The following is an 18,669-nucleotide window of genomic DNA, read 5'->3' as shown; positions in this document are numbered from 1 at the left end:
ATACACTCGCTTTATTAACAAATGCCCTAAGTTATTAACAAAAACCCGTATTTCCCTTGCTATTACTTGCGTAGCTGAATTTTCCTAATAATTTTGTCTAAGGATTTTAAGAACAATAATTTTAAAACCGAATTTTTAACAATTTAAATTTAATATTTTATGAACAAAACAGATTTAATCAACGGAATGGCAGAGAATGCTGGAATTACAAAAGCAGCTGCAAAAAAAGCATTAGACTCTTTATTAGTTGATATCGAAGGATCTTTACAAAAAGGTAATAGAGTATCTTTAGTAGGATTTGGTTCTTGGTCAGTTTCTAGAAGAGCTGCAAGAGACGGAAGAAACCCACAAACTGGAAAAACTATCAAAATTAAAGCAAAAAATGTAGTAAAATTTAAGGCAGGTTCTGACTTAAGTAATGCTGTAAACTAAGATTTTGTTTGTTTGAAATACAGAACCTGCTCATTGAGCAGGTTTTTTTTTATCCAATTTTTAAAAAATTTCAACCCAAAAAATGAACATCTTATTATATACTATTACACATTTATATTACTATTAAGTTGTTTTTTTAACAAAAAAAACATAGATTTAATAATATTTAAAACTGAAAACTAAAAATGAACAAACCCGAAAAAGGCAATTTACTAATTGCTGAGCCATCTATTATCGGAGATATTTCATTTAATCGTGCCGTGATTCTTTTAGCAGATCATAACGATTTAGGTTCAGTTGGGTTTATTTTAAATAAACCTCTAGATTATAACCTTAGAGACCTTATTGAAGGAACAGAATCTGAATTTCCGGTATATAATGGCGGACCAGTAGAGCAAGATAACCTCTATTTTATTCATAAATCACCAGAGCTTATTCCAAATAGTATCGAAATATCCAATGGTATATTTTGGGGAGGAGATTTTAGTGTGGTACTCAACTTAATAAATAAAGGAAAAATTTCAACTGACGATATTCGCTTCTTTTTAGGATATTCGGGTTGGGATGAACAGCAATTAGATAACGAATTAGAATCTAACGCTTGGTTAGTATCTGAAAACATCTACAATAAAGAAATTATATCAAAGCCTTGTAATTCTTTTTGGCGCGATAAAATGTTAGAACTCGGTGGCGACTATAGTATTTGGTCTAATGCCCCAGAAAATCCTAGTTATAATTAAAGATTAAGGCTGAACTTGAAGTTGAAATAGATTTTCAAGAACGTTTTTCTTCATTGAGGCTAAGTCCTTATACATTATACCTCGATCAAAAAAAATACTTCACTAGCGCAAAATACTAATGCCCGCAATTATTTATTTACACGCCCAAATAATCATTTAACGGTGTAGATCCAACAGTGTCGGACTCAACGATTTTAAGAAATAATGAGCAAGACTTATCATTACATAAATATATCAAGGATTAGATGATAATTCCTACAAAATTCCAAAGACAATACTGCATTAGCGAATGGTGCTTTAGCAAATGCGATAGCATTCACGAATTCAAACGTAAGCAATAAAACCCCATGAGTAATTCCTAATAAATCGTTTTGATCTTTTGGGTAGCCTGTCCAGAGCGAAATCGAAGGGTTTGCATCAAAGCAAATGTGAAAGTATTCATGACTTCTTCTTTAATAAAATAGAAATAACAGGAACTAAAATGAACAAATAACAAACCATTCTAATAATTCACAAACATCTTTAGGATAGTAAACGCAGTTTAGCATTAAGTTTAGTCACCAAACTCTGAGCAAAAGTACTGCCATACTCTTTTTTACGATACTTCGTAATTGGAACAATCCCTTTAATAACATTAGTAATAAACAACTCATCTGCTTTTTGAAGTTCAAACGGACTAATAGAAGCTTCTTCTACAACCACATTAACATCCTTTGCTAATAGTTCTAGTATTTGCTTTCTCATAACTCCCTTAAGACAACCTTCCTCTAAAGGAGGGGTTTTAATTTTACCATCTTTAACTAAAAATAAGTTGCCATTTAATGCTTCAATAACACTTTTGTTCGTGTTTAAAACCAAACAATTATCAAAATCATTTTCTTTTGCATAAATACTACCAATAACCTGAATAGCTTTATTATTAGATTTTAATCCAGATAATAATCCTGGTGCTACAAAATAATCTTTATATAAATCTACAGTATAGTTGGCATTAACATCAATAGTATAAAAAGGGTTATCGTGTGGTTCTACACTAATATTAAATTGCACTTTTGATTCATTTGATGGTAAATATTTTCCGCCTTCACCTCTATCTACATTTAATCTCACACGTGCAGACGCCTCAGATAAATTATTAGCTTCAATCGTTTTTAAAATTTCGACTTCTAGAAACTCCATTGTAAAATTCATAGGGATATCCATTCTAAGAATTCGCATTGAAGACATGAGTCTAAAATAATGATCCTCCCAAAAGAAGATTTTGCCATTAATGACTTTTAATGTTTCAAAAAGTGCATCTCCATACTTGTATCCTCTATTATCTACTCTAAGTTTAGAATCTAATTGAGAAAGCAGTTTACCGTTAAAATTTATCATAAAAAAATCTCGATTTAGTTTTAAAATTAAATCGAGACAAATATATAATAGAATATGTTGTTTTACTTATGCCGAACCTAAAACTTGTTTAAGGCTAGAAATTTGGTTCTCCCAAAGCATCTTTCCTTCGTCAATTTCGTCTTCTTCTGCAAAGTCTGTAATCATTAAAGAGACATCTTTTGTAATTTCATCTACTTGAATACGAATTTCAAAATAGTATGCAGCTCCATCTTCGTCGTCACTTATCCACCTAAATTTAACACGTTCTCCACTTTTTTTACTTAATAATTTAGCTTGTTCTTCTGAGCCATCCCAAATAAAAGTATATAGTTCTCCACGAGAGTTGACATTATCTGCAAACCATTCCGATAAACCAGAAGGTGTTGATATGTAAGTATATATAAGTGCTGGTGATGCCTGAATCACAAACTCCATTTCGTATTTTTCTTTATCGTCCATATTACATTGTATTATGTGCTCAATATATACATTTTATAGGTGAGTTCTAAAGATTAAACTAAAATTATTTTTTTTAGTTTTTATTGTTTGCTGTAGTGGAATTTGTTTTTATATTTGCAGCCGCAATTATGTATATGTCTACAGCCAATATGTAAGCATAAATTTATTGATTGTGAATTATGGCGAGGTAGCTCAGTTGGTTAGAGCGTTGGATTCATAACCCAGAGGTCAGGAGTTCAAATCTCCTTCTCGCTACATCTTAATAGTTTGCAAATAAACGGTTTAGTTCACTCTAAACCGTTTTTTTATGCATACAATTAATGAATTTATTACCTTTGAACACGATTTAGAACACGATTTAGAACACGTTTTGGCACACAAAAAAAATTTTTCTATCCCTAAAATTTATACAGCTAATGGCGATTTAAATAAGCGTTGGTATGTTTATTTTTCTTTCAGAGATCCTAAGACTAACAAGTTAAAACGTCAAATAAACATTTACGGCACAGCAAATGCCTTTACAAATAAAGAAGATCGTTTAGCTTTATTATCGCTTTATCGCAAAAGACTATTAAGGCTTTTGCAAAATGGTTACAATCCATATATAGATAATACAGCGCTTTACAAAGCGCAACTAAAAAAAAGAGAAAGCACAATAACACCTCAACCAGCAATTGAGAAAGAATATGCACAGCCTATAGCATTTCCTTCAAAAATAAATAAGAAAGAAACTTTAGCAACCTCAACGCCTACAATAGAAAAAGAAGAACCTAAAGAGGCTAGTATGTCTTTACGCGAAGCTTTTGATTTTAGTTTAAATCTAAAAAAGAATCAAATTAGCAATAGATCACTTAAAGATTATGAATATACTACAAATGCCTTAGTGAAATGGGTAAATACAAATTGCCCTACAATTAAAACCATAGATCAGTTTGATAAAAAAGTAGCGCAGAAGTTCTTAAATCATATTCTAAGTAAAACGAGTCCAAGAAACAGAAATAATTATAGGCTCAATTTAAGTAGTTTATTTCAAGTCTTAGAGGATAATGAGATTATCACATATAATCCCATTAAGAAAATAAACGCTTTACGTAGTATTCCTAAACGTAATAAATCCTATAGTACAGAAGAACATAAAAAGATTTTCGAGTATTTAAAAAATGAAGATCCACTGCTCCTACTCTATATTAAATTTATCAGTTATAATTTTTTAAGACCCGTTGAAGTCTGTCGTCTAAAAATTAAAGATATAAATATTGAAGACCAGACCTTACAGTTTAAAGCTAAGAACAAGCCTCTAAAAAAGAAGCTTATTCCCAAAAAAATAATTCAAGAACTACCTGACTTGTCTAAATTAGACCCAGAATTTTATTTATTTACACCTATAAAAATTGGAGGGGAATGGAATACTAATGAAACCAACAAAACAAATTATTTTTCTAAGCGCTATAAAACTGTTGTAAAAGATCACTTTAAATTAGATAAAGACCAAACGCTTTACAGCTTTAGACATACATTTATATCTATACTATACCATGCATTACTTAAAGACTCATCTCCTTTTGCTGCTAAAAGTAAGTTAATGGAAATAACAGGCCATACTACCATGAGTGCTTTAGAAAAATATTTAAGAGGCATTGATGCTAAATTACCTGATGACTATTCTGATTTATTATGAGCCAAACTAACGACATATTAGAATTAAGTACTCAAATATTACGTCCTATTATCTTTTATATTTCACAAGAAATGTTAGAAGGTTTAGAAACGGAACATGCAGAAATACTGGAGAAAATAGAACTCACAAATTCATTAATGCTCCTTGATATTAACGGAAATCCTCTTTTCTTTGAAAATAAAATTGAACATATAGAACTTCTAAAAAAAGAAAAAGTACTAAAATCGAATACATTAAAACTTATTGAATTTAAGGCTAAATATGATATTGAAGCCTTTAAATATCATTTTGAAGAATACATCAATGATTTAGAAGCTTGGATAGAAGCCTCAGATTATATTAGATTAAATGCTAAAACCGAAGCTAGAAATTATTTTGAGGAGATTCAACCTTACCTTCAATTGCAATACGACAATTTAAAACAACATCATCAAGAATTGGAACAACGCTTTGCTAACGTCATATTTAAACCGTTACAAACGGAAGTACTTGTAAAATCCAATATAAATGTCCCTAAGTCTCAAACTTCAGAAAAACCAAAAAAAGGAAGAAAAAAACGGGTTTTACCTAGTGACGATGAAATTGATAATTACCTATTAGAAACCGTTTTCGGTTTAGATTTATTGAAAATAAACAATAAAAAACCGAAATAAATCGTAATTTTACGTAAAACAAACGTTTATTTTACGCTAAATGAGAGACAATAAATTTTACACTTGCGCGTATTGTTTTAAAGAATTTGAACCAAAACGGAGACGTGTACAGCGATATTGTAGCAATACTTGTCGTTCTAAGGCATATCATGCCCGAAAAACGGAATCACAAGTACTTACAACACCATCCTCAGAAGTAACTACACCTACTCCACAAAATGAGAATATGTCATTAGCAGGTGTTGGAAATGCTGCCGCTGGAGTTCTCGCTGCTAATGCTATTAAAAGCCTTTTAACGAAAGAATCTAATAAACCTGCCACTAAAGGGGATCTTACTCAATTATTGGAAAAATTAAATAGTCGTTATCATTTTATAAAAAACATGCAACCTAACGAATTTGGACAGTACCCTTATTTTGATATGGTTGAGGGGGTGGTTGTTTATATGAGGAACAATTAGATATTATTTTTTTTAAAATTTTCAGCTTGCTCAAAGATCTCCTTAAAAACCTCATCTTTAGTGATCGGAGGATAATCGTTTTCAGCTAAAAGAATTATTAAGTCTACTTTTAGCTCTGCTTTAATATCATCTCTTTGGTTCCAGTCTGTATATTTTGCTTTATCATCCACAACTTTCTTAACCTCCTTTGCTAAGTGTATTAATTTATCGTCTGGATAATTAAAATCGTATTTATGTGCTATAGCCTTTAGAATATCATAAAATGCTTTTTCTTCAAAATCGATACCCATGTCTTGAAACGACTCTTTTTCTTTTCTAAGCTCATGATATAAATCTATAATTTCATCTGTAAAATCTTCCAGAACGTTACTTTGCAGAATATCTTGTTCGCTACGCTCGTTATATTTATCTACTATAGATTTAAACTTTTTAGAGAAATCAACCCCTTGCATTTTATTTGTTTTCTTTAATTCATCAATAGCTTTCAGTAGCAGCTGTTGCAAGAGTTTAATCTTAGTATTGGGCAATTTTATTTTCTCGATTTTTGATAAATAGGCTTCATCAAAAATATCTATTTCATTCTGCTGGTCTTCTCCTAATTTAAAGATCTCTTCTACGCCATCACTTTGCAACGCATCTTTTATCATTTCGCGCACTCTAGCATTCATCTGTGCTGTATCTGGTGCGTTTCCTTTAGTAAGTTTGTATACAATAGAACGTATGGCTAAATAAAAATGAATATGGTCTTTCTGCTCTTCCGTAAATGCATCAGCACCACAACAGATATCGTAAGCTGCTTTTAAGCGTTTTACAATATTCATAAAACGGGTTTCTATATTCTTGGTACGCTGTACAAACTCAGCTCCTAAGTTTAGGCATTCTAGCTGTTTTACTCCTTTTCCTGAGAAATAATTAGAAGCATCAAACTTATGAAACAGTTTGGCTAACAAATCTAATTGGTCTTTTACAACTACGATAGACGTTTCAATATCTTCAAAATTCTGACCATCAACCGCAGAATACTGCTTTAACGCTAAATTCATCTGCTTTTTAAATCCAATATAATCGACAACTAAACCTTTAGATTTGGTCTTGTACTTTCTATTTACTCTAGATATCGTTTGAATTAGATTATGCTGTTGTATGGGTTTATCTATATACATAGTATCTAGAAAAGGGACATCGAAACCAGTTAACCACATATCTACTACAATAGCAATCTTAAAGTTCGATTTTTCGTTTTTAAATTGTCGGTCTAATTCTTTTCTATCCTCTTTTGTACCTAGTAAATCGTACATTTCTTTTGGGTCATCTTTACCTCGTGTCATTATCATTTTAATGCGCTCCATTGGTTTGATTTCCTTTTTCTCCTTTTCGGTAAGTGTAGACCCTTCCTCAAAGGCTTTTACCTCTGCCCATTGCGGTCTTAAAGCTACGATCTCTTGATATAAATGAAACGCTATAGGTCTAGAACTACACACAAACAAAGCTTTACCTTTTATGGTTGCCCCCTCCTCTATTCTGGTTTCATAGTGCTTTACAAAATCTTCAGCTACTGCTCTTAAACGGTCTGGATCACCAATAACGGCATTCATATTGGCAGACGCTTTTTTACTTTCTTCTATTTGGTAATCGTTAGCTCCTTCTTCTGCACACAATCTATAATACTCTTCTATTTCATAAAGCTTCTTGTTTTCTAAAACCACTTTGGCTGCACGACCTTCATAAACAATACGTACCGTGATTTCGTCTTTTTCGGACTCTGTCATGGTATATGAATCTATAATGTCTCCAAACACATTTAAAGTCGCATCAATTGGTGTACCTGTAAACCCAACATAGGTTGCATTTGGTAAGGAATCGTGTAAATACTTAGCAAATCCATAGGTTTTTTTTACGCCATCTTCTGTAACCGTTACTTTTTGGTCTAAGTTAATTTGACTACGATGAGCTTCGTCTGAGATACAAATCACATTAGTTCTATCGGTTAAAACCTCTAAGTCTTCTGTAAATTTATGTATAGTTGTTAAAAATACACCTCCACTTTTTCTGCCTTTCAGTAATTCTTTTAGTTCTTTTCGGCTTTCTACACTTATAATATTGTTGTCACCTATATATTGTTTTGCATTTGTAAATTCCGCTGATAATTGATCATCTAAATCGGTGCGGTCAGTTATAATAATTAGTGTAGGACTTTTAAAATGTGGACTACGCATTAACAGTCTCGACAAAAACAACATCGTAAAACTTTTACCACAACCTGTAGCTCCAAAATAGGTTCCGCCTTTACCGTCCCCTTCTGGTTTTTGGTGCTGCCTTATGTTTTCTAACAACTTAGTAGCCGCATAATATTGCGGATAACGACACACAATTTTTAACTCATGCTTGTTAGAATCTGGAAAATATATAAAATGATGTATAACTTGTCTTAATCTATTTTTATTAAACAAGCCTTGGATTATAGTATACATACTATTGATACCATCTACTTCTTTGTCTAAGCCTAATACTTTTCGCCAAGCATAATAAAACTCGTAATTAGCGAAAAACGAGCCCATTTTATTATTTACACCATCGCTAATGATACAAAAGGCATTGTACTTAAATAGTTCTGGAATATCACGTCTATAACGTGTGGTTAATTGCACATAAGCATCATGTATTGTGGTGTTTTCTCTAATTGCCGTTTTAAACTCAAAGACCACTAAAGGCAATCCATTGATGTATAATATACCATCTGGAATACGCTTTTCATATCCGTTAATTTCTAACTGGTTTACAATTTTATAGGTGTTATTATCTGTATCTGAGTAGTCTATAAGATGAATATATAAGTCTTTTTTAGAACGGTCTTCACGTTCTAGCTGAAACCCGTTAGAGACGAGTTTCATGATTTGCTTGTTAGACTCGTACAAATCAGAAGCACTATATACTTCTAGTTTACGAATAACCGTATTGATTTCCGTATCTGTGATGTTCTCGCTTTTATATTGGCTTTGTAAATAGCTTTTAATATCTGCTTTAATAAGCACATCTTCGGGCTTACGTTCAATAGTATTTCCTAACACATGTGGAATACCTTCGTGACCTAATAACTCTATAAAAACGTTTTCTAGTTGTGCTTCTGTGAATTTGCTCATTTTAACTATAACTAACTTAGTTCTCTAAATATAACTCTTTTGTAGAAGTTATATGAGGCTCTTTAATTTCTTTAATGCCAATTTCTTGTTCTTTTACAATAGCAGCAATACTCACCAAAACATTAATGCCATGCATACTATCTGGGTTTTTAATTCCTAAATACATCTGTTGAGTAAATTCACTTGTAATCTCAACATTAGCAGCTATGATATTTTCTCTTGTGCCAATAGGATAATGTTTAAAAGCGTCTTTATTTATAAAGAGACTATTATTTGAATGATCTAATAAATACACATCACAATAATCTGCTCCTGGTGGAGTAGCTAATTGATCTATAGCAAAGCCTAGGCTTCCTGTACTATCCACTAAACTACTTAAATCTGAAACTAAATTAATTTGTTCATTGGTGCTTTCTATCAAATCATTATCTCTAAAGGACGACACTGTATAATACCATTTTACTGTATTTTGAGGTAAAACAAAAGGCAGTGTAACTCTAGACTTGCCTCCTTTAAACATAGCATTAGAACCACTATTCACATAGAAATGCTGATTTTTAGTCACTTCCTTTACTTTATATGACTCGCTTTTAACATATTCTTCTTGTCTAACCGTATATGTTGTATCTGTTAAAGTACGTTCTTTTACTGTGGTATTAAATGAAATTAAATCTTCTGAAACTGGAATTCTATCTATTTTAAAGTTACATATACGCCTTGCTAATGACGTATTTTCAAATTTAAAAATATAAATCCCAGTCCTTTTTATCACAACCTCCTTCTGATTAATAGTTATAACATTAAAGTCTGAGTACACTTTAGAAGCCTTATATTCAATTATTTCAAAATTCTTGAGTTTTTTACCACGTTCTTCTGAGTAATTAATAATTATCTTATCCCCTTCTGCAAAACCATAAGCCATGTGATGCGTTGACATTGGCGCTATTCTAAAATTTAAGTCAGCAACGTTTATTGGACTTGTTTCTGCTTTTAATTGGGTTGAAAAGGTGAATAATAGTAACAGTAGGTAAATCTGTTTCATTTTTAATTATTTAATTTTAGTATTAAGTTTATAATTGTTCGTAATAAGTTTTAATTTTAGCAGCCATTAGCTTACGTCGTTCTACAAGAAAATCATTATAATCTAAATGCGTTGCCTTATGTAATGTTTTTGGTATATCATTTAGCAAAAGGTTTTCTTCTAATCCTATTTTAGAATCTAAAGTACTAATATCAAAAACGCCATCTTCAATTTGTGTTGCAACCTTAGCTATGTAATTTTGTGGTGTTAACATGCCCACTTTAATATTAGTAGCTTGTTCTGTGTACACAAAATTTGCTACTTGATTATATTGCTTTGGTATAAACCCATTTTGTGCTAAGTATTTTTTTGGAAAAATATGATGTACATCGCCGCGCTGCTCAATTAAGCTACTAATTTTCATGCTTTTTGATAAAAATGCTGGTGCATTACCATAACATTGCGCTGCTAAATACACATTATAGGCATTGTTATTAACACTAGAAGATTCTAATTGATTTACCAGTGAAAATTCCCAAAATCCCTGTCCCAAATGGTTTTGTTCCATTTGCTGTAAATATACCTTAACACCTTTCTCATTAATTTGTTTGATGTCTTCATCAATCATAGATTCTACAGACCCTGAATAACGACCAATAAGTAATGACATTACTAACCAACGCTTAACATAGTGTTGAATCTCCGATTCTGGCATACGCTCATTCCGTAGTTTTAAATACAAAGCATAGGAAAAGTTTAAACTGTTTTTTGAAGCGATTAACTTCTGACTTATTAAACCTGCTGACTTTACCAACATAATAAAACGTTGGTAACTGGTTTGGTTAACAAAATCTGTTAAGCCTTCTGATAGCAGATTATAACTACATTCTGCAATATCGCTCTCATACGTTCTAGTTTCAAAATTACGACCAGACAGCAACGCTACTAAATCGCTAAATTTTCCACGACTAAATTTATAGGTAAATGCCACACGTAACACATCTATATAATCTGGAATGTACAAATCGTCACTACCTGTTGCCATCCATTTAGACGCTTTGTAATAGTCGCTATTAGCGAATACAGTATCGTTATCTAAAATGTGTTTGTTGAAATCTTTATCCACTAATAGTCTACAAAAATAATCGACTAATTTTCGCATTTTATTTCCGCCATAAACCTCATCGGAAGCTATTTTAGACATCACGAAGTCTGCATTACTCAGCACCACCCCTTTTTGGTTGATACGAATAAAGATATCGGTTACTGTATCTATATCTAATGAACTATCTAATTCTATAATACCAACTTGTTTGTTTTTAATACGTTTTAAGCTTTCTATACGCTCTTCTATTAAATCCTCATCTACCTCAGGGTTTAATTTTAGATATTCTCTAATGGCTTTGGTTATAGAAATCTCATCATTAATTATTGGATTAATATTGTTTATCCATTCTGGGCTTTTTTCAAAAGCCTTATTTAAAACCTCAAACTTTTCGGTAATTGGGTTAAAAGCAATACGTATATTAATTTCCTTATAGTTTTTATTTAACACACGTTGCCCAACCACAGCAGCTGTTAATGCTGTAATACGTTGTTGACCATCTATTAAAACTTTTTTACCTGCAGACAATTCACCATTCTTTAATTTTACATCTGGATTACGCCATGTTATAATATAACCCACAGGATAACCTTGATATAAAGAATCTATTAAATCTCTAACTTTTGCGCTTTTCCAAACAAAAGGGCGTTGTATTTCAGGTATCGCTATTTCGCCAGATTTTATCCAACTTAATAAGGTTTCTACAGGTTGCTGGTGTACTGAATATTTTGCCATAGTTTAAAACGTGTTTTATTATTTTTTATTAGCAATTAAAAAATCTTCTATTTTTTTAAATATGGACAATAAATGTTCTGTTTCAATTTTCTCAGCAATAAACTCAGCCAAATTATTAAGCGGTAATTCATCTTTTACAAGATAGAAACCAATACCTGCAAAATGGGCCCAGCCAGAATGTTTTCTAGTATAAAAATCCTGTGTAAAACATTGCTTTTCCTCAATTGTAAAATCAATCTCTTTATACATACCAACATCTATTAAAGCCTCGCCATTTAGCTCTACAACGATCCAAATTCTCTTTTTACTATCAATATATAACTGATCAAAGACTACTGTAAACATTAAATTGGGCACTTTGATACTTTTATAGTATCTAAATCTATTCCCTGTATTATTTAACTTTAAAAAAGGTGTGTCACCATTTAAAATATGACAAGCCTGTTCTACTTCTTGCTTTATATGGTCTTTAAATCTATTTAAAAAACGTGCTGTATAATGTATTTCATCTCTATTTTTTAAATAAAATTCAATTTCTTTGGTATTCATTATATCTGTACTTAAGTTAATAACATTTTGATACAAGTCTTTTAAAAACACTATATATTTCTCGTTCGCCTCTAACAAATATCCTCCAATATTTTGCATCACTTGATTTAGTAATTGTAAGTGCGTAATGTTTATAAAATGAAGGTGATTAATTTTAGAAATTGGCTGAATTGATAATACAATACCGATTTTATATTCTTCCTGTTTTTTTGTACTTGTCCAATAATCATTTAAATCATTATTAAGATTATGGTATACTTTGTTTTCAACAATAATGGCTTGTTCTTTGTTACTTAATATCAAATCTATTCTACCTCCTTTATTTGTTGGATATTCCGTTTCTGACACAAAATCAAAGAAATTTTCTAATCCTGTTTTTTGTTTACCAAGATTTGTTTTATATACGCATTCCAATAAACTACTAATAAACAAGTCTTTAAATTTATGCACTTCATTTACATTAAAATAAAACGCATAAATATTAGACAACACATTCTCGTAATGTGGTTGTTTAGCGATGCCTAAAAAGGTTTTGGGTTTGCCTTTAATTTTAGGGATTTCGTTTTTATCTAAAAACGCTTGTAATGACTCTAAATCAATCTTTTCTTTTCCTTCTAGCATGTCACCTCCCAGATTATAAGTCTTGTTTCCATATTAATTTGGTCTGCTAATATGTCTTCCTCAAAAATAATGTTAGCATTAAAACTTAAATTCAACTCATACATTTTTTCAATAAAACGAAAATCAAAATTTGAAGTTCTCATTTCACATAACTCTGTTATTAAATTTGGTGTGATTCTATAATCTGCAGGAAATCGCTCTAAAAGTTGAGATTGTAATCGATGCCCTAACATTTTAGCATCTGCAACACAGATAAAATACGCTTTGCGCTTGGTAAAATATGTATCTAGTCCTAAACGAATCATATCGTTTAGGGTTTTAATTAACCTTTCTGTTTTATTTATTGAACCTTCATCATTGCTATTTTGTCTAAATAAACCAAATTCTGCGCATAAACTTAATTTATCAACAACTAAGTCCATTTTAGGTTTTTGCTTTCTTTTAGTCCTAGGAAGCACTGGTCTCGGTATATAAGTACGTAAATCTATTCCGCTTTCTAATTTTATGTCATAATTCTGTAAAATTCTTTCTTGCTTTAATGCTGTAAAAAAATCATAACGCACAGAATCTTCTCCCATTTCTAATAAAGCGATGTGATTGCAACGCTCTGTAAATAATTCCTCAAACTTTTTAAATACATCTTCCATAATAACTATCGTCTGTCAAAATTAGTCAGTTCCCATTGTGCGATGCTTTGTTTGTCTGCTTTAGCTTTACGTCTTATATCTTGTATAATTTGCATATAGGTATCTGAACATGTTAGCTGTGTCCAATTCACTAAAGGTTGTTTGTATAAGCGTTGTTGTATAATTCTGTCTACAGGGCAATGTGGTGGTTCTGGTATGATACCCAAACACCAGTAATATTTTAAAGCCAGATTAAGTAATTTTTGGCTTACACCAATATTAATAGGGGCTTTTAGTACATGACTAAAGTTTTCTGTAAATCTACTTAAGGCTTGTATATTTTCTAGATGAATGGTATCCTCCATTATTGATGTTTTGTATTGACTTAAAATGGTATTCTCTACATACCCTCTAAGCATGTTTCTAAAATGGGTACGGTCTGTTTCTTTGGTCTTAGGTTTGTAAATACCTGTGTGCTGAAACGCACCACCAAAGGTAAGTAACCAAATTTCTTCTATTAAAAAGGCTTGTTGTTGATTTTGCATATTTTAAAAAGGTAAATCGTTATCTACTTCTAGTTTTGACAATCCTAAAGGATCATCGACTTTTAAACCTAAAAAATCTAAAAGGCTTTCTGGAAAAAGTTTTTCATCGAAACTAAATTCTTCTGTATTTAACAACTCCCAAATGGCAAGACTACTTTTGTCATTAGAATCATAACCAATTACACTTTCTAATTTCTTAACATTAAAATGAATCTTCTCTATACCTGCATTTTCTATTAAATTATAGTTTGTAGTAATCATTGCCTTTTTATCGCTCTCTGTATAGATAGCATCTTCTTTTAATAAGTCCAGTGTCAAAAATCCTGAAATGGCATTAATAGACAATTCGATTTCTTCAAAATCCCAATCGTTAATTACAAAATAATCGACCTTAAAGTGTTTGCATAATTCAATCAAATAATTTGCTGTAGCTTTTCCGTGATGACAGACAATTGCAATATTCTCAAAATTCATAAAAGTATCTGCATACCTTTCTTTATTTACTATTGCATCATCATTGGCTATAAACTCTAAAACCTTTTGTTTTATAGCGTATTTATAAACCAAAACATCATTAGGACCTTCAACCAAAATGACTTTTTTGCTAAATAAAATCTTACTCAAATTGGGCTCAATAGTTTTAATAAACTCATTGTACTTTGAATAATTGATAAGTTCACCTGTATCGTCATCTGCAATATTTACATCAAAGTCGTCTAGACTATTATATTTTTTAACCGTTTGGTTGTTCTCATTAATTTCTAATCTAATTAATCCCTTAGTATCAAAAGGGTCAATCATTTTATCAGAATGTGTTGTGTATATAACTTGATGGTCATTTTCTGCTAAACCGCATAACACCGTTTTATAAAAATATTCTTGATGGTTTTCGTGTAAAAAACTTTCTGGTTCTTCAAATAAAAACAAACATTTATCATTGTCATTAAATTCTGAAATAGATTGAACCACAGCCATTACAAACATAGAAATATAACCATCACCAAAATGACTAATAGGCACTTGATTTTCTACATCTCCATTTAAGCCAACCTTAAATAGCATTTTTAGGAAAATATCGTGATAATTAGGTAGACCAAAACTAACTGAACAATCATCATTACGCAGATTGCTTGAATAATTTTTCTTAATAAGACTTATAAACCTATTTAACTCTGAATCTTCTAAAACCTTATCTGTACTTGCTTGTACTTCTTCTTCAAATACAGCTTTTTTATTATTCATTGGGACATCAGAATCTACAATCTTTTTGATATGTTTCGCTAAAAAAGACCTAAGATTTCCCCAATTTGTTTTATTAGTGTTTATTTCTTCTTTAATTTTATGGAAATTAATATAGAAAATATTGAAATATCTAGTTGCCCCAAATGCATCATAATTTATATCGTCCTTAGGTGCGCCATCATAACCTTGAATTTGTGCCAACCCATTTAAAGATTCTATTTTACTTCCTTCAATTTCCTCGCCATCAACAAACATTTTTAAACGATGATAGCCTGTTAAACTTGCAAACTTTTCACCATCAAATTTTGGTTCTCTAGTACTTGTTGCATTTAGAAGTATAAAAGGCACATTATCCATATCCCTATTATGAAAATCATCTTGCGAAAACGTATCTTTAGAAACAAAATTAACTTGCAAACCATATAAAATAGCGTTCAACAAATTTGTTTTACCACAATTATTATAACCTACAATAGCAACTGGTTTTTTATAAGTAGCATCTGGAAACACAAAATCCTGTCTATCCTTAAATGAACGATAATTTTCTACTGAAATGGCATTAATTCTGATTTCTGACATTGATTTAAGCTGTTTTTGACATTTTAGCTAACATTAAACTTTCCAAAGCTCTAAGTAGTTGTGTTTGAATTTCATTAATTTTAATTCTCTTCTGAAGAATTTCAACCTTGTTATTAAACTGACTTCTTATCTTTTTAGATGGATAGACAAAATTTATTTCGTTTAATAAAGATTGGGTAATAAGAGGCTGACCTGTTCCTTCTCTTCTTTCAGAAATATTTAAACTTTGCAATAAATATAAACAATAGGTCAATTCTTCATTTATTGAATTTCCACTTATCGCATTGTCACTAATCCAACATTTATTGTATTCCAAATAAAGACTACCACAATAAGCACCAACTCTACCCACTATTATAGTCGATTCTGCATTATAATTATTCACAAAATCAATAATACCATTACCACCATACACAGAGTATTCTCCTTTGATATTGGGTTTTTTCTTTCCATTTTTAAATTCTATTACTCGTTCTAACTGTTCAACCTCCCAACCCAAAGGAATCTCAGAATCCAACTCGGCATTATAAACCATCTCACCACCAGAAGATTTATAAGGCTTACCTTCTGCATTAGGAAACTCGAAATCTACAAACCAATGTTTATACAAGGCTTGTGCGGTGTCTTCTAGTTTTTGGTTTAGGGTTTCGTTTAGTTTAATACGATTGACGATGGTGTTGTATTCTTTAACTATTTTGCGTTGTTTTTCTATGGATGGGATTGGTAATTCTACTTCACCTAATTCCTCCCATTTAAAACCTCCTCTAATTGCACTATCACATCTAAAATCTGCATATCTATCAAATTCAGGTCTTCTAAACCACATCATTAAATACTCAGGATTTAAAATATTTTCATCAATAACTTTAAAAACAGTATAAGCAGGTGATACAATTATTAATTCATCACTATTTTGATGTACAACTGGTAATTTATGCACTCGAATAACTGACATAAAATCGCAAGCAAAATGATTTTTAGGCACTAATTTATATTTAGATAAATCTACACCAACGATATTGGAAGTAGATTCTCTAAATTCTTTGGTCATACTTAAACCTCTTAAATTTGTTGTTTGTAAATCTTTATTTCTTACATCAACTCTTGTTATGTAATCACCTAGTAATTTATAACTTGATTTCATAACCCAGTTCTTTAAAGACGTTTAATAATTCGGTTTTAGATTGCGCTTCTTCTTTTAAAAGTTCAGTAAATTCGGTTTGTAAACTTTTCATTTTTTCATCAAAATTGATGTTCTCGTCTCTGTTTACAAATTCTATAAACTTACTTGGCACTAAAGAATAATCCTTTTTCTGTATTTCTTCAATTGAAGCCGAATAACAATATTCTGGAATATCTTTATAGTCCTTTTTACTTTGTTGCCAAACGTGATAGGTTTTACTTGCTCTATTAATTTCTTCCTGAGAAAACTGAATGTATTTCTTTTCAAAAGGAATACCTACTTGCCTTAAATCCATAAATAGGATTTCATCTTCTCTGTTTCTGTAGTTTTTCTCTACGTCATTCAGTTTTACTTGACGCTCTTTTTTATTGTTGTTTATAATCCAAAGTGTGACAGAAATATCTGTGGTATAAAATAAGTTACGTGGTAAAATTAGAATTGCTTCTACTAAATTATTCTCAATGAGTTTTTTACGTATTTCGTATTCAGTTCCTCCACCAGATAAGGCACCATTAGCTAGTATAAAACCTGCAATTCCATTGTCTGAGAGTTTAGAGACCATATTTAGTATCCAACCATAATTGGCGTTTCCGGTTTGTGGTACCTCGTAGCCTCGCCAACGTGGGTCGTCTAGCAACTCGTCTGCTGCTCGCCAATCCTTTTGGTTAAAAGGTGGATTTGCCATAATATAATCTGCCTTTAAATCTGGGTGTTGGTCTTTGGCAAAGGTATCTGCGGGCACATCGCCTAAATTGGCAGAAATACCACGTATGGCAAGGTTCATTTTTGCTAGCTTATAAGTGGTTGCTGTGTATTCTTGCCCATAAATAGAGACGTCTTTTTTGTTACCATTGTGGCTGTCTATAAATTTCATAGACTGCACAAACATACCACCAGAACCACAGGCAGGGTCATAAATCTTCCCTTTGTAGGGTTCTATTAACTCTGCTATAAGATTTACAATACTTTTTGGGGTGTAGAATTCGCCTTTTCCTTTCCCTTCTGCTATGGCAAACTTGCTTAAAAAGTACTCGTACACACGCCCAACAATATCTTGTTGTTGGTCTTTAAGGGTGTCTATATTGTTTATGGTGTCTAGTAAAGCGGCTAGCTTGCTCACGTCCATATTTAAACGCGAGAAGTAGTTATCTGGCAAGGCGCCTTTAAGCGATGGATTGTTTTTTTCTACAGTATATAAAGCGGTATCTATTTTTAAAGCAATGTCGTCTTGTTTGGCATTGGCAATGATGTAGCTCCAACGGGACTCTTCGGTTAAATAGAATACATTGTCTTGCGCATAAAACTCCACCATATCTACAAACCGTTCTTTGCCATCGTCTATGAGCTCTTGACGACGTTTCTGGAATTTATCACTAGCGAATTTTAAGAATATTAAACCTAGAACAACGTGTTTGTATTCTGAACTTTCTACAGTTCCTCTAAGTTTATTGGCAGAATCCCAAAGGGTTTCTTCAATGGATTTTGTTTTTTTTGGTGTTGCTTTTTTAGCCATTTAATGGGTTT

The 18,669-nt window shown here is 31.5% G+C and carries 16 protein-coding genes and 1 tRNA gene; 6 read left to right on the top strand and 11 right to left on the bottom strand.

The window, feature by feature from the left end:
* Positions 1–159: 159 nt before the first annotated feature.
* Together ABD730_RS07495 and ABD730_RS07490 are read left to right on the top strand one after the other, a co-directional pair.
* The gene (locus ABD730_RS07495) at positions 160–432 is read left to right on the top strand and encodes an HU family DNA-binding protein (RefSeq protein WP_179006479.1); all 273 of its coding nucleotides are present in this window, start codon (positions 160–162) and stop codon (positions 430–432) included.
* A gap of 185 nt (positions 433–617) precedes the next feature.
* On the top strand, positions 618–1,172 hold the full coding sequence (locus ABD730_RS07490; RefSeq protein ID WP_215925223.1) for a YqgE/AlgH family protein: 555 nt from the start codon (positions 618–620) through the stop codon (positions 1,170–1,172).
* 522 nt (positions 1,173–1,694) lie between these two features.
* On the opposite strand, the gene ABD730_RS07485 is transcribed toward ABD730_RS07490, so the two are convergent.
* Together ABD730_RS07485 and ABD730_RS07480 are read right to left on the bottom strand one after the other, a co-directional pair.
* Complete coding sequence (locus tag ABD730_RS07485) at positions 1,695–2,549, bottom strand: aminotransferase class IV (protein WP_344713680.1); 855 nt, start codon at positions 2,547–2,549, stop codon at positions 1,695–1,697.
* A 66-nt stretch (positions 2,550–2,615) separates the two neighbouring features.
* Positions 2,616–3,008 carry an START-like domain-containing protein gene (locus ABD730_RS07480; protein WP_215925225.1) on the bottom strand — a complete coding sequence of 131 codons (393 nt, stop codon included), beginning with the start codon at positions 3,006–3,008 and terminating at the stop codon, positions 2,616–2,618.
* A 181-nt stretch (positions 3,009–3,189) separates the two neighbouring features.
* Between ABD730_RS07480 and ABD730_RS07475 the strand changes: the two genes are divergently transcribed.
* The 4 genes from ABD730_RS07475 to ABD730_RS07460 all read left to right on the top strand — a co-directional run bounded on the left by ABD730_RS07475 (position 3,190) and on the right by ABD730_RS07460 (position 5,799).
* Positions 3,190–3,263 (top strand) — tRNA-Met (locus tag ABD730_RS07475).
* A 52-nt stretch (positions 3,264–3,315) separates the two neighbouring features.
* Positions 3,316–4,686, top strand: coding sequence for a tyrosine-type recombinase/integrase (locus ABD730_RS07470; protein WP_344713677.1), 1,371 nt, complete (start codon positions 3,316–3,318; stop codon positions 4,684–4,686).
* On the top strand, positions 4,683–5,339 hold the full coding sequence (locus ABD730_RS07465; RefSeq protein WP_344713675.1) for a hypothetical protein: 657 nt from the start codon (positions 4,683–4,685) through the stop codon (positions 5,337–5,339). The genes ABD730_RS07470 and ABD730_RS07465 overlap by 4 nt, the downstream gene beginning before the upstream one ends.
* A gap of 40 nt (positions 5,340–5,379) precedes the next feature.
* Entirely contained in the window at positions 5,380–5,799 is a 420-nt protein-coding gene (locus ABD730_RS07460) for a hypothetical protein (protein WP_344713673.1), read from the top strand.
* Here the strand turns inward: ABD730_RS07460 and ABD730_RS07455 are convergent.
* The 9 genes from ABD730_RS07455 to ABD730_RS07415 are packed head-to-tail and all read right to left on the bottom strand — an operon-like array spanning position 5,796 to position 18,658.
* On the bottom strand, positions 5,796–8,939 hold the full coding sequence (locus ABD730_RS07455; protein WP_344713671.1) for a type I restriction endonuclease subunit R: 3,144 nt from the start codon (positions 8,937–8,939) through the stop codon (positions 5,796–5,798). The genes ABD730_RS07460 and ABD730_RS07455 overlap by 4 nt on opposite strands.
* 16 nt (positions 8,940–8,955) lie before the next feature.
* On the bottom strand, positions 8,956–9,981 hold the full coding sequence (locus ABD730_RS07450; protein WP_344713669.1) for a hypothetical protein: 1,026 nt from the start codon (positions 9,979–9,981) through the stop codon (positions 8,956–8,958).
* Between the two features lie 28 nt (positions 9,982–10,009).
* Entirely contained in the window at positions 10,010–11,800 is a 1,791-nt protein-coding gene (locus tag ABD730_RS07445; protein ID WP_344713667.1) for a GmrSD restriction endonuclease domain-containing protein, read from the bottom strand.
* A gap of 18 nt (positions 11,801–11,818) precedes the next feature.
* On the bottom strand, positions 11,819–12,970 hold the full coding sequence (locus ABD730_RS07440; protein ID WP_344713665.1) for a PD-(D/E)XK nuclease family protein: 1,152 nt from the start codon (positions 12,968–12,970) through the stop codon (positions 11,819–11,821).
* Positions 12,964–13,617, bottom strand: a complete 654-nt coding sequence (locus tag ABD730_RS07435) for a hypothetical protein (protein ID WP_344713663.1) — start codon at positions 13,615–13,617, stop codon at positions 12,964–12,966. Before ABD730_RS07435 ends, ABD730_RS07440 begins: the two co-directional genes overlap by 7 nt.
* A gap of 5 nt (positions 13,618–13,622) precedes the next feature.
* A complete protein-coding gene (locus ABD730_RS07430; RefSeq protein WP_344713661.1) occupies positions 13,623–14,141 on the bottom strand; it encodes a hypothetical protein in 519 nt (172 codons plus the stop codon).
* 3 nt (positions 14,142–14,144) lie between these two features.
* The gene (locus ABD730_RS07425) at positions 14,145–15,962 is read right to left on the bottom strand and encodes an ATP-dependent nuclease (RefSeq protein ID WP_344713659.1); all 1,818 of its coding nucleotides are present in this window, start codon (positions 15,960–15,962) and stop codon (positions 14,145–14,147) included.
* A gap of 4 nt (positions 15,963–15,966) precedes the next feature.
* Positions 15,967–17,106 (bottom strand): restriction endonuclease subunit S, encoded by a 1,140-nt coding sequence (locus ABD730_RS07420; RefSeq protein WP_344713657.1) that lies wholly within the window; start codon positions 17,104–17,106, stop codon positions 15,967–15,969.
* Entirely contained in the window at positions 17,090–18,658 is a 1,569-nt protein-coding gene (locus ABD730_RS07415) for a type I restriction-modification system subunit M (protein WP_344713655.1), read from the bottom strand. The genes ABD730_RS07420 and ABD730_RS07415 overlap by 17 nt, the downstream gene beginning before the upstream one ends.
* Between the last annotated feature and the right edge of the window lie 11 nt (positions 18,659–18,669).

Source organism: Winogradskyella damuponensis, assembly GCF_039538385.1.
Classification (GTDB): domain Bacteria; phylum Bacteroidota; class Bacteroidia; order Flavobacteriales; family Flavobacteriaceae; genus Winogradskyella; species Winogradskyella damuponensis.
This window is presented reverse-complemented; position numbering and strand designations above follow the sequence as displayed.